At 73.6% G+C, this 11,537-nt stretch carries 9 protein-coding genes; 5 read left to right on the top strand and 4 right to left on the bottom strand.

Features of this window, described 5'->3' with window-relative positions; all coding sequences use genetic code 11:
* Positions 1-45 precede the first annotated feature (45 nt).
* On the bottom strand, positions 46-1,452 hold the full coding sequence (locus AB0K00_RS16450) for a PLP-dependent aminotransferase family protein (protein WP_363521348.1): 1,407 nt from the start codon (positions 1,450-1,452) through the stop codon (positions 46-48).
* 46 nt (positions 1,453-1,498) lie between these two features.
* On the opposite strand from AB0K00_RS16450, the gene AB0K00_RS16445 reads away from it, so the two are divergent.
* The 4 genes from AB0K00_RS16445 to AB0K00_RS16430 are packed head-to-tail and all read left to right on the top strand — an operon-like array spanning position 1,499 to position 5,404.
* A complete protein-coding gene (locus AB0K00_RS16445) occupies positions 1,499-2,794 on the top strand; it encodes an FAD-binding oxidoreductase (RefSeq protein ID WP_363521345.1) in 1,296 nt (431 codons plus the stop codon).
* 33 nt (positions 2,795-2,827) lie between these two features.
* Positions 2,828-3,832 (top strand): ATP-binding cassette domain-containing protein, encoded by a 1,005-nt coding sequence (locus AB0K00_RS16440; RefSeq protein WP_363521342.1) that lies wholly within the window; start codon positions 2,828-2,830, stop codon positions 3,830-3,832.
* Positions 3,829-4,614: an ABC-2 family transporter protein gene (locus AB0K00_RS16435; protein ID WP_363521339.1), complete on the top strand. Its 786-nt coding sequence runs from the start codon at positions 3,829-3,831 to the stop codon at positions 4,612-4,614. The genes AB0K00_RS16440 and AB0K00_RS16435 overlap by 4 nt, the downstream gene beginning before the upstream one ends.
* A 1-nt stretch (position 4,615) precedes the next feature.
* Entirely contained in the window at positions 4,616-5,404 is a 789-nt protein-coding gene (locus AB0K00_RS16430; protein ID WP_363521337.1) for an ABC-2 family transporter protein, read from the top strand.
* A 28-nt stretch (positions 5,405-5,432) separates the two neighbouring features.
* Here AB0K00_RS16430 and rph read toward each other — a convergent pair whose 3' ends face one another.
* From rph to AB0K00_RS16415, 3 genes are all read right to left on the bottom strand, one after another.
* Positions 5,433-8,036, bottom strand: a complete 2,604-nt coding sequence (gene rph / locus AB0K00_RS16425) for a rifamycin-inactivating phosphotransferase (protein ID WP_363521624.1) — start codon at positions 8,034-8,036, stop codon at positions 5,433-5,435.
* Positions 8,037-8,209: 173 nt separating this feature from the next.
* On the bottom strand, positions 8,210-8,851 hold the full coding sequence (locus tag AB0K00_RS16420) for a response regulator transcription factor (RefSeq protein WP_363521334.1): 642 nt from the start codon (positions 8,849-8,851) through the stop codon (positions 8,210-8,212).
* Positions 8,848-11,001 (bottom strand): sensor histidine kinase, encoded by a 2,154-nt coding sequence (locus AB0K00_RS16415; RefSeq protein WP_363521331.1) that lies wholly within the window; start codon positions 10,999-11,001, stop codon positions 8,848-8,850. Before AB0K00_RS16415 ends, AB0K00_RS16420 begins: the two co-directional genes overlap by 4 nt.
* 144 nt (positions 11,002-11,145) lie before the next feature.
* Here AB0K00_RS16415 and AB0K00_RS16410 point away from each other — a divergent pair, with 144 nt between their 5' ends.
* Positions 11,146-11,493: a hypothetical protein gene (locus tag AB0K00_RS16410; RefSeq protein ID WP_363521328.1), complete on the top strand. Its 348-nt coding sequence runs from the start codon at positions 11,146-11,148 to the stop codon at positions 11,491-11,493.
* The last annotated feature ends 44 nt before the right edge of the window (positions 11,494-11,537 follow it).

Here is an 11,537-nt window from a genome sequence, read left to right as displayed (position 1 = left end):
CACCAACCCGCCACACCGGCAGATCCACACCGACGAACGGTCCAGTCACCCGGCTCCGTCCGCGAGCGCGGCGGCCAACAGCGTCACGCCCTCCTCGATCGCCCGCTCCGACAGGGAGCCGTACCCGAACAGCAGCCCCGGCGGCCCAGGAGCAATCCGGTACCGGCCCACGCCGAGCACCGACAGTCCCCGGGCCAGGGCCGCCGACTCCACCACCGGCTCCGACAGGTGCGGGGGCAGCCAGGCGACGAGGTGCTGTCCGGCCGCCACCCCGGCCGGCCGTAGCTGCGGCAGGTGCCGGGCGAGGGCGGCGAGCAGGACGTCGCGGCGGCGCCGGTACAGGGGGCGCATCCGCCGCAGGTGCCGGTCGAACTCGCCGCAGCCGAGGAAGTCGGCGAACGTCAGCTGGTCGATCGCCGGTGAGCCGCGGTCGGCGAGGACCTTCGCCTCGACCACTGGGGCGACGAGCCGCGGCGGCAGGACCATCCAGCCGAGCCGCAGCCCCGGCGCCAGGGTCTTGCTGGCGGAGCCGACGTACGCGACCCGGTCCGGGGCGAGTCCCTGCATGGCGCCGACGGCGGCGCGGTCGTAGCGGTACTCGGCGTCGTAGTCGTCCTCGATGACCAGTGCGTCGCGGGACGCGGCCCAGCGGATCACGGCGGCGCGGGCCGCGGCGGGCAGGACGCCGCCGGTCGGCCACTGGTGCGAGGGGGTCAGCACGAGAGCATCTGCGTCCACTGTGGACAGTGCGGCGACGTCGACGCCGTCGGGGCCGACGGGCACGCCCACGACCGACATGCCGGCGGCGGCCGCCAGGGCCCGGACGTCGTCGTCGGCGGACGGGTCCTCCACGGCCAGGCGGGTGCTGCCGTCGGAACGCAGCACCTGGACGAGCAGGTTCGCCGCCTGGGCGTAGCCGGCGCAGATCACCACGGTGTCGGGGTGGGCGTCGGTGCCGCGGACCCGGTTGAGGTACGCGGCGAGGGCGGCCCGCAGCTCCGGGGTGCCCTGGCCGCTGGTGTACCCGAACCGGTCCGACGGCGCGGTCGTCAGCACCCGGCGGACCGACCGGAGCCACGCGGCGCGCGGGAACTGCGACACGTCGGTGCGCCCGTAGCCGAAGCTGATCCTCGCCGGCGGCGGCGCGACCGGCGGTGGCACCGCGGCCCCGCCGGCCGCCCTGGCCGCGACCGTGGTGTACCCGCCGGACCGGCTGGTCAGGTAGCCCTCGGCGGTCAGCTGCTCGTACGCCGTGACGACGACGCCGCGGGAGACGCCGAGCGACGCGGCCAGGGCCCGGCTCGGCGGCAGCGCACTGCCCGCGGCGAGCCGCCCGCTGCGGATGCCGTCGCGGATCGATGCCTCCAGCTGCCGGTGCAGCGGCCCGCCCGCACCGGTCCGGTCGAGGGGGACCAGCAGGTCGGCCGCGGAATTGGTCCTGTCTCCGGTCACAGGAACGGACCTTATCGCAGGGACCAATCGGCGGGAACCTAACTGCATGACGATGACAGGGACAGCAGAGGTGCTCCGGCCCGGCGACCATGGTTACGACTGGGCCCGGCAGGTGTGGAACGCGATGTTCGACCGGCGCCCGGCGATGATCGTGCGGTGCCGGACGGTCCGGGACGTGGTCGCCGCCGTCCGCACCGCCCGGGAGCGGGACCTGGAGGTGTCGGTGCGCTGCGGCGGGCACAGCGCGGCCGGGTTCGGCGTCACCGACGGCGGGCTCATGATCGACCTGACGCCGATGGGCCTGGCCAGCGTCGACCCGGCGCGGCGGCGGGCGTACGTGCAGGGCGGCGCGCTGCTCGGCGCCCTCGACGACGCCGCCCAGGCGCACGGCCTGGCGACCACCGCGGGCAACGTGTCGCACACCGGCGTCGGCGGCCTCACCCTCGGCGGCGGCATGGGCTGGCTCGCCCGCCGGTACGGTCTCGCCTGCGACAACGTCGTGTCCTACGAGCTCGTCACGGCGGACGGCGAGGTGCTGCGGGTCGACGCCGAGCAGCACCCGGAGCTGTTCTGGGGGTTGCGTGGCGGCGGCGGCAACTTCGGGATCGTGACGGAGTTCGAGTTCGCGCTGCACGACACGGGCACCGAGGCGCTCGTCGTGGAGTCCACGTTCACCGGCGCGGCCCGGCACGCGGCGATGCGCCGCTGGCGGGACGAGCACCTGACCGCGCCGCGGCAGGCGACGTTCACCGCGTCGGCGGGCCCGGACACGCTCACGCTCGGCTACGTGTGGACCGGCCCCGACACCGGCTACCGGCCCACGTTCGGCGCCGGCGGCGCCCAGACCCGGCAGCCGATGTCGTACCTGGAGCTGCAGCGACGCGACGACACCGCCGGGCGGCACGCGCTGCGCCGGTACGGCCGGGCCCACTACCTCAAGTCGATGCCCGACGCCGCCGTCGACGCGTTCATCGCCGCCGGCGAGCTGTGCGGCGCCGGCCTGCAGGGGTACGGCGGCGCGATCGCCGACGTGCCGCAGGACGCGACCGCGTTCGGGCACCGCGACACGATGTTCGAGTTCGGCGCCGGCTCGTCCTGGACCGACCCGGCCGACGACGACGCCGGGCGGGACCGGGCGCGGGCCGCGGCGGCGCTGCTGGAGCCGTTCGCCGGCGGCGTCTACGTCAACGCCCTGGGTGACGAGGGGGCCGCCGGGGTGCGCCGCGCGTACCCGGCCGCGAAGCTGGCCCGGCTGACCGCGATCAAGGACCGCTACGACCCGCACAACGTCTTCCACCTGAACCAGAACATCAAGCCCACCACTGGGCGGAAAACGGGTTAATGCGAGTCGCGAAGAAATACTAGGCTCGCGGCGATGGCACTCGTGGAGGCTCGACAACTGACCAAGGTGTTCCGCAGGCCGGACAAAGATCCAGGGATGCGGGGGGCCGTCAAACATCTCTTCGTGCGGCGGTTCGTGGACAAGACCGCCGTCGACCATGTCGATCTGTCGATCGAAGCCGGTGAGGCCGTCGCCTACGTCGGGCCCAACGGCGCCGGCAAGTCGACGACCGTGAAGCTGCTCAGCGGGATCCTGGTGCCGACCTCGGGTGAGGTGCGCATCGACGGGCTGTCGCCGCAGAAGCACCGCATCGCGGTGTCGCACCGCATCGGGGTGCTGTTCGGGCAGCGGACCCAGCTGTGGTGGGACCTGCCGGTGTCGGAGTCCCTGGCCGTCCTGCGCGACGTCTACGGCATCGACCACGGCACCTACCGCAAGCGCATGGCCAGGTTCGAGGAGGTCCTGGAGCTCGGCGAGGTGCTGCCGGTCCTGGGCCGGAAGCTGTCGCTGGGGCAGCGGATGCGGGCCGACCTCGCCGCGGCGCTGCTGCACGACCCGCCGGTGGTGTATCTCGACGAGCCGACGATCGGCCTGGACCTCGCGGTGAAGGACCGGGTGCGGGAGTTCTTCCGCACGGTCCGCGACGAGGGCACCACGGTCATGCTGACCAGCCACGACCTCGGCGACATCGAGGGCTTCTGCCGGCGGCTGGTCATCATCGACGAGGGCCGGATCATCTTCGACGGGGACCTGGAGGCGGTGAAGGACGCATTCGCCCGCGAGCGGCTGCTCAACGTGCAGACGGAGACCGCGGCCGACCTGGACCTGGTCCGGGCCGCGCTGCCCGGCGCGGCGGTCACCGCCGGGGAGACGCCGCTGCTGTTCTCGGTGCGCTTCGACCGGTTCACGATGACCGCCGGGCACGTCGTCACCGCCCTCGCGCCGCTGGCCAATCTCGTCGACTTCGGCGTCGACGAACCGTCCATCGAGGACGTCATCCGGCGGGTGTACTCCGGGGAACTGGTGCTGTCGTCGTGAGGCCGTACCTCGCGCACGCGCGTGCCACGGCGCTGAGCGTCCTGGCGTACCGTGCCAACTTCCTGCTGTCCCTCGGCGGCGTCGCGTTCCAGCTCGTCGCGCTGCTCGCCGTGTGGCGGGTGCTGCTCGCCGACGGCCCGGTCGGCGGCTTCGACTGGTCGCAGATGCGGGCGTATCTCGTCGTCGCCTTCGCCTCGGGCACCCTGGTCAGCAACCTCGTCGACTTCCGCATGTCGTTTCGGATCCGCTCCGGGCTGGTCGCGCTGGACCTGGTGAAGCCGGTCGACTACCAGCGGGCCCGGTTCGCCGAGGCGATCGGCGGCGTGTGGATCGAGGTGGTGGTCATCGCGGTCGTCACCGCCGTCACCGTCGCGGTCAGCGGGGCCCTGGACGCGCCGCCCGGGCCCATGCTCGGCCTGTTCGCCGCGAGCATGCTGCTGCTGGTGCCGTTGAAGTTCGCGTTCGTCTATCTGAGCACCCTCGCCTGCTTCTGGACCGAGAACTTCGTCGGCGTGCTGTGGGCCCGGCAGGCGGTGACCGGCCTGCTGTCCGGTGCGCTGGTCCCGCTGGTGTACTTCCCGGGCTGGCTGGCCACCGTCGCGCAGTGGTCGCCGTTCGCGGGGCTGACGTCCACCCCGGCGCTGATCTTCATCGGGCAGGCGTCCGGCACGCACGCGGTGCTGCTCGTCGTCGCCCAGCTCGGCTGGGTCCTGGCGTTCTGGTTCGGCGCGCGGGCACTGTTCCGGCGGGCGCTGCGCCGGCTGACCGTACACGGGGGATGACATGCTGCGCACCGTCCGGCTCTACCTGCGGCTGCTCGGCGCACACCTGCGCTCGCTGCTGGAGTACGAGCACGACTTCTGGGTCATGATGATCGGCACCGTCCTCATGCAGGTCGTCAACGTCGCGTTCCTGTCCGCGATCTTCGCGAAGGTGCCGCAGATCAACGGCTGGTCGTTCTGGGCTGTGGTGGCGATGTTCGCGATGGTGGCGATCGCGGAGGGCGTCGGCTCGCTGTTCTTCGAAGGCATGTGGAACCTGGCCTGGCAGATCAACCAGGGTGACCTCGACTACATGATGGTCCGGCCGTTCCCGGTGGTACTGCAGGTCAGCAGCATGATGATCGGCATCAACGGGCTGTCCAACATCGTGACCGGCGGTCTCATGCTCGGCGCGGCCCTGACCCACCTGGACATCGCGTGGTCCGCGGGCCGGGTCGCGGCCGCCGTGGTCGTGCTGCTGTCCGCGATCGCCATCAAGGTCGCGATCAACCTCGCGACGAACTCGGTGTCGTTCTGGATGCAGAGCCCCAGCCCGCTGTTCGCGATGGCGGTGCACCAGGTCGGCGACCTCGCCCGGTTCCCGCTGTCGGTCTACCCCCTCGCGCTGAAGGCGGCGCTGGGCTTCGCGCTGCCGTTCGCGTTCGTCAGCTTCTTCCCCATCACGTTCCTGCTCGGCGGCGGCACCGCCTGGGTCGGCCTGCTGACCCCGCTCGTCGCCGCGTACTGCCTGGCCGTCGCGTGGCTCGTCTTCTCCCGTGGGCTGCGCCGTTACGAGAGCGCGGGCAACTGAGGGTGCACCGTGCGCGGCGAGGCCCTCGTCAGGGCAGCAGCTCGACGTACCCGTCGCTGCCGTGCACACGGATCCGCTGCCCGTCGCGGATCAGCCGGGTGGCGTCCATGACACCGACGACGGCGGGCAGGCCGTACTCCCGTGCGATCACCGCGCCGTGGGTCATCAGGCCCCCGACCTCCGTCACCAGGCCCGTGATGGCGACGAACAGCGGCGTCCAGCTCGGGTCCGTGTGGGCCGTGACGAGGATGTCACCCGGTTCGAGGTCGGCCTGGGCCATGTCCAGGATGACGCGGGCGCGCCCTTCGACGGTCCCGGCGGAGACCGGCACGCCGGCCAGGGCGCCGGCCGGCACGTCGTCGCGCCGGTACGACCCGGTGAGGGCCTCGCCCTCCGACGTCAGCACCCGGGGCGGCGTGAGCGCGTGGTACGACCGGAACGCGTCCTTGCGCCGCTGGATCAGCGGGCCGTCGACCCGGTTGGTGCGCACGACGTCGTGGAGCTCCTGGAACGTGAGGTAGAAGGCGTCCTCCGGCTCGGCGAGCACGCCGGCCCGCACGAGGCGCCCGACCTCTTCCAGCAGGGCCTGCTTGTAGATGAAGTAGCGGCTGATGATGCCGTATTTCGGGTACTCCCGGTAGCCGATGAAGGTCCGGACCCGGTCGATCATCCGCTTGGTCTCGTCGGCCTTCTGCTCCCCGTCCGGCAGGGCCCGCAGGCGGGACAGCACGTCCTGTTCCTTCTGCAGCGCCTCCTGCCGTCCCTGCTCGAAGCGCCGCCCGGCCGCACCCGGCTCGAAGAGCTTGACGTTGTCGAGGATCACGGGCACGAGCGTGCTGGGGCGTTCCCGCCAACGCGGCCTCGTGATGTCGATCTCGCCGACGCAGCGCATGCCGTACCGGTCGAGGTAGGCCTCGATGGCGTCGCGCGCCTCGGTCCCGCCCGCGAGCTTCGGCAGCTCGTCCAGGAAGCCCTCGTCCCGCACGTCCTGCAGGAACGCCACCACCTGCGGATGCGGGCGGATCACGTCGGCGACGTCGAGCAGCGCCAGGCCCATCTCCGAGGTGATGTTGCCGGGGGCGGACAGCGTGAGGGTGTCGGCCGCGTTCTTCTCGCCCAGCCACTCCCGCAGCTGGTCGTTGAGCCACCAGGTGGCCTCCATCCCCGCCATGATCGCCTGCAGGCTCAGCGGATCGCCGAGGGACCGTTTGTGCTCCTGGAACGCCTCCAGCAGGAAGTCGAACAGCGCCGGCCCGGTCACCGTCGCGATGTCGCGCCGCAGGACGGCGATGGACGCCTCGCTGCGCTCGATCAGCTCGGTGACGATGGCCGGATCGGTCGCGATCGGGGCGGGCGCGCCGCCGACCGGTGCCCCGCCGGCCCGTGCGCCGCCGGGCACCGGGTCCGGCAGCACCGGGACGAGGTCGCCGCGGTCGAGGACGGTCTCCAGCGCGTCCCTGACCAGCGGATCGCCTCTGCCCATGACCTCCAGGAGGGCGGCGCGGCCCGCGGGCGAGGCCAGGCGCCCGGTGACGTCGACGAAGAGCCGCCCGCCGGCCTCGTGCATCGCCACCATGGCCGTCAGCCGCCAGCAGGACAGGCCCAGGGGCTTCATCGGGTCGGTCATCATCTGCCCATGACCGACGGACACGTAGACGTGCGGCTCCTGGTCGCCGGCCTCGGGGACGGGGAACAGGGTGGTGATCGGCCGGCTCTGCACGATCTGGAAGTCGTCGCCGGCCAGGCACCATTCGATGTCCTGCGGGCGGCCGAAGTGCGCCTCGATCTTCCGCCCCAGCCGCACGAGCCGCACGACCTGCGCATCCGTCAGCGCCGGCTGTGCCTGCCGCTCGGGGTCGATCGCCACCTCCTGCGTGCCGCCCGCCGGCAGGGCCTGCACGGCGAGCCGCTTGGCGGCGACCGTCCTGGCGACGACCTCGCCGTCGCGGACCTTGAAAACGTCCGGGTTCACCAGGCCGGAGACCAGGGCCTCGCCGAGGCCGAAGCCGGCGTCCACGGTGGCGACCTTCCGGTTGCCCGTGACCGGGTCGGCGGTGAACAGGATGCCGGCCGCCTGCGGGAAGACCATCCGCTGCACGACCATGGCCATGTGGACCGCACGGTGGTCGATGCCGTTGCGCACGCGGTAGGTGACGGCCCGCTCGGTGAACAGCGACGCCCAGCACCGGCTGACGTGCCGCAGGACCGCGGCCGGACCCACCACGTTCAGGTACGTGTCCTGCTGGCCGGCGAACGAGGCCGTCGGCAGGTCCTCCGCCGTCGCGCTGGACCGCACGGCGTAGGCGGCGTCCTCGCCGAGCCGGGCGAGCGCACCGGTGATCGCCGCCGCCAGCTCGCCCGGGACGGCGGCGCCGTCGATGATCCCGCGGAGCTGGGCGCTGAGCGTGCGGATCGCCTCCCGGTCGTCCGGCTGCAGGCGCGCCAGCTGATCGAGCCGGTCACCGATCCCCGGCGCGTCCGCCATGACCTGCCGGAAGGCGTCCGTCGTCACGCAGAAGCCGGCCGGCACGCGGATGCCGTCGATCCGCGACAGCTCCCCCAGGTGCGCGCCCTTGCCGCCGACGACCGCGACCTGCGTCGCGTCGATCTCCTGAAGCTCCAATATCGACAACACACCCACGTCGTGCCCCCAATTCCCCGTCGGTGCCGGGACCAGCCGCCGATTCTGCGCCACGACCCGGGTCTTGCCGCAAGACCCCCTCTGCGCTATACGTTAGAAGTGGCGGGGAGTGTGATCTCCTTGCATAAGGCTGCGCTGCGAGCGCGTCGGCAACCAAGCGGTGTTCACAGGGTGCGGCCGAGGCCTGCCTCGCGGGCCTGGACGATCGCCTGGGTCCGGGTCGGGACCTGCAGCTTCGTGAGGATCGTCGACACGTTGTTGGCAACCGTCTTGCCCGACAGGTGCAGCGTCCGCCCGATCTCGGTGTTGGACAGGCCCGCCGCGAGCCGGTCGAGGATCTCCAGCTCCCGCGCGGTCAGCTGCGGGAAGGGCCGTTCCCGCAGCGGTGGGGCCGCGAACCAGTCGCGCAGCCGCCCGGCAAGGGCGGCGCCGAAGACCGGCTGGCCGGACGCGGCGGCGCGGACCGCGGCGATGATGTCGCGCCCCTCGGCGCCCTTGACGAGGTAGCCGAGCGCGCCGGCGCGGACCGCGGCGAAGACCGTGTCGTCGTCCTCGAACATGGTCAGGACGAGGACCGCGGTCGCGGGGCGGCGGGCGAGGATCTCCCGGGTCGCCTCGATGCCGTGCAGGCCGGGCAGCTGCAGGTCCATGAGGACGACGTCGGGGGCGAGCTCGACGGTGCGGCGGACGGTTTCCCGGCCGTCGCTGACCTCGCCGACGACCTCGATGTCCTCGACCGTGCCGAACACCGCCCGCAGCCCCTGGCGGACCAGCGGATGGTCGTCGACGAGCAGGACCCGGGTCACGGCGCCACCACCGGAGCCGACGCCGCGTCGCCCCTCGGGGACGGGACCTCGGCCGGAGGCAGGACCGCGGCCGAGGCCGGGACCGGGGCCGCAGCCGGGACCGGGACCGCAGCCGCAGCCGGGACCGCAGCCGCAGCCGAGGCCGCAGCCGAGGCCGCAGCCGAGGCCGAGGTGCCGGGCGGGAGCGGGAAGCGGGCCGTCACGGACGCGCCGCCGGCCGGTGCCGGCCCGGCGAGCAGCGTGCCGCCCAGCTCCTCGGCGCGCTCGCGCATCGCGGCCAGGCCGACGCCCGGCTGCCACGGCCCGCCGCCGGTGCCGTCGTCGCCGACCTCCAGGACCAGGTCGTGCCCGCGCACCGCGATCCGGATCCGGCAGTGGCCGGCGTCGCCGTGCCGGACCGTGTTGGTGACCGCCTCCACCGCGATGCGGAACACCGCCACCTCGACAGCCGCGGGAAGCTCCGGCAGGTCACCGGCGGTGACGGTGACCGCGAGCCCGGCGCCGGCGCGCAGCCGGTCCGCCTGCGAGCGGAGCGCGCCGACGAGGCCGAGCTCGTCCAGCGCGGGCGGGCGCAGCCCGTGCACGAGGCGCCGCAGCTCGGCGAGGGCCTGGGTGGTCGCCTCGCGGGCCTCGCCGACGTACCGGGCGGCGCTGGGCGGGTCGGCGTCGAGCCGGGCGGCGGCGGCGTCGAGGGTGAGCCCGACCGCGGTGAGCACCGGGCCGATGCCGTCGTGCAGGTCGCGCCGCAGGCGGCGGCGTTCCTCCTCGCGGGCGGTGACGAGCCGCTCCCGGGAGCGCAGCAGCTGCTCGGTCAGGCCGGCCGCGTGCACGGCGACGCCGAGCTGCCCGGCGACGTCGTCGAGCAGCGCCGCGTCCCGGTCGTCGAAGCCGTCCTCACCGCGCCGTGGACTGGCGGCGAGGAACCCTTCGACGCGCTGCTCGTACCGCAGCGGCCAACGCCTGACGAGCGCGCCGGGGGATCCGGTGCCGGCGAGGACGGCGCCGTCGGCCCGCTCGATCGCGACATAGGGCAGGCGCAGCGACGTCGCCGCCGACTCGACGAGGGAGCCCAGCACGTCGCGGTGCGGGACGGCGTTCAGCCGCCGGCCGAGCTCCCGCAGCGTGCGGTACGGGTCGCTGCGGTCGCCGTAGAACAGCCGCTGCACGACCCGCTGCACCCGGGCCCGCAGCGGCGCGAACAGCAGCACGATCGCGGCGGCGGCGACCGGGGCGGCGAGCCGGTCGGCGGCGAACCGCACGAGCAGCGCGGAGACGCCGAGGTACGCGCAGGCGAGCAGCACCGTGACCGACGCGTAGACGGCGGACCGCGCCACGATCGTGTCGATCGCCCAGAGCCGGTAGCGCAGCACCGGCACGGCGAGCGTGAGCACGAACAGCACCGGGTCGAGGACGTTGAACACGCTGAAGTGCTCGGTGACCGCGAACGGGAAGAGGACCAGGGCGCCGATGACGCCGGCGGCGCGCCACTTGAGCTGCTGGCGTTCGACGCCGCGGGCCCGCAGGTAACGCACGACGACGCCGAGCCCGGCGACCAGGCCGAGCAGCACGACGCCTGGCGCGAGCACCATCAGGGCCGCGCCGACGGCGCCATGCGGCTCGAGGCCGTCCACGTCGGGCGCGGTGAACGCGATCACGCCGCCGGCGCCGGCGACGACGAGGACCGTCCCGGTGATCAGCGCGACCTCCAGGACCCGGCCCCGCCACGTGGCCGGCCGGCCCGACGGGAACCGGACGTTGATCAGGCCCTGCACGGCGATCGGCAGGAAACCGAGGCTGGAGGCGGCCAGCCCGCACCGCACCAGGAGGCCGTCGGCGCCGCGGCTCGCCGCCTCGTACGCCGGGGGCACCGCCGCGACCTGCACGACGATCAGGACCGCGGCGCCGGCGAGCAGCCAGCCGAACGGCAGGTCCGGCCGGCGCTGGACGAGCACGGCACCGGCGACGCCGTAGGACACCATCGTGGCGAGCGACTCCAGCCACGGCAAGGGCCCTTCGGCGGGCCAGGCGCGCCCCTCGGCCACCCGGGTGAGCAGCAGCACGACGCCGACGATGACGACGGCCAGGGTCGCCGCCGCGCATCGGGCGGCGGCGGGGCTGGGTTCGCGGGCGGTGTCGATGCGAATGAGCATCGCGCCCGGCCGGCCGGTGCGGCAATGGCCGGTCTTCCCGCGGGGGCGGGAGTTCCTCCCGGCGGGGCGGGACCGGCGGCCCTGGGCCGGGGCACGGCCGCGCCCGCACGCTCAGTGGACTTCGACAACCATTGAGGAGAAGCCATGAGGATCGTCCGGTACACCGCCGCGTTCGCCACCGTCGTCATCTCGCTGATGAACCTGCCGTTCGCGTTCGACGACGGCGGCGCCGATCTCGCCCTGCCGGTCCGCTACCTGATCAGCCTGCTCGGCGTGCTGGGCATCGTCGCCGCGGTCGCGCTGCTGGCCAAGGCGTCGTGGGGCGCGCCGGCCGTCGCCGCGGTCGCCGTGGTGAACCTGATCGGTGCCGTCGTCAGCGTCGCCGTGGGCATGGAGGGCGGCCTGATCGGGCTCACCGTCAGCCTGGTCGCCACCGTCCTGGGGGTGGCGACGCTGCTGCAGGGGCGCCGCACGCCGCAGGCCGCCGCCTGACCCGGTGCTGCCACGGGCTCCGGCTTCGCCGAGCCGGGGCCCGT

Source organism: Dactylosporangium sp. NPDC049525, from assembly GCF_040676755.1.
Classification (GTDB): domain Bacteria; phylum Actinomycetota; class Actinomycetes; order Mycobacteriales; family Micromonosporaceae; genus Dactylosporangium.
The sequence above is the reverse complement of the archived record's forward strand: the minus strand, read 5'-3'. Positions and strand labels throughout refer to the sequence as shown.

Coding starts and splice junctions, on each gene's coding strand:
- AB0K00_RS16445 (WP_363521345.1), top strand. CDS start 1,499: ATGACGATGACAGGGACAGCAGAGGTGCTCCGGCCCGGCGACCATGGT.
- AB0K00_RS16440 (WP_363521342.1), top strand. CDS start 2,828: ATGGCACTCGTGGAGGCTCGACAACTGACCAAGGTGTTCCGCAGGCCG.
- AB0K00_RS16415 (WP_363521331.1), bottom strand. CDS start 11,001: ATGCTCATTCGCATCGACACCGCCCGCGAACCCAGCCCCGCCGCCGCC.
- AB0K00_RS16410 (WP_363521328.1), top strand. CDS start 11,146: ATGAGGATCGTCCGGTACACCGCCGCGTTCGCCACCGTCGTCATCTCG.
- AB0K00_RS16430 (WP_363521337.1), top strand. CDS start 4,616: ATGCTGCGCACCGTCCGGCTCTACCTGCGGCTGCTCGGCGCACACCTG.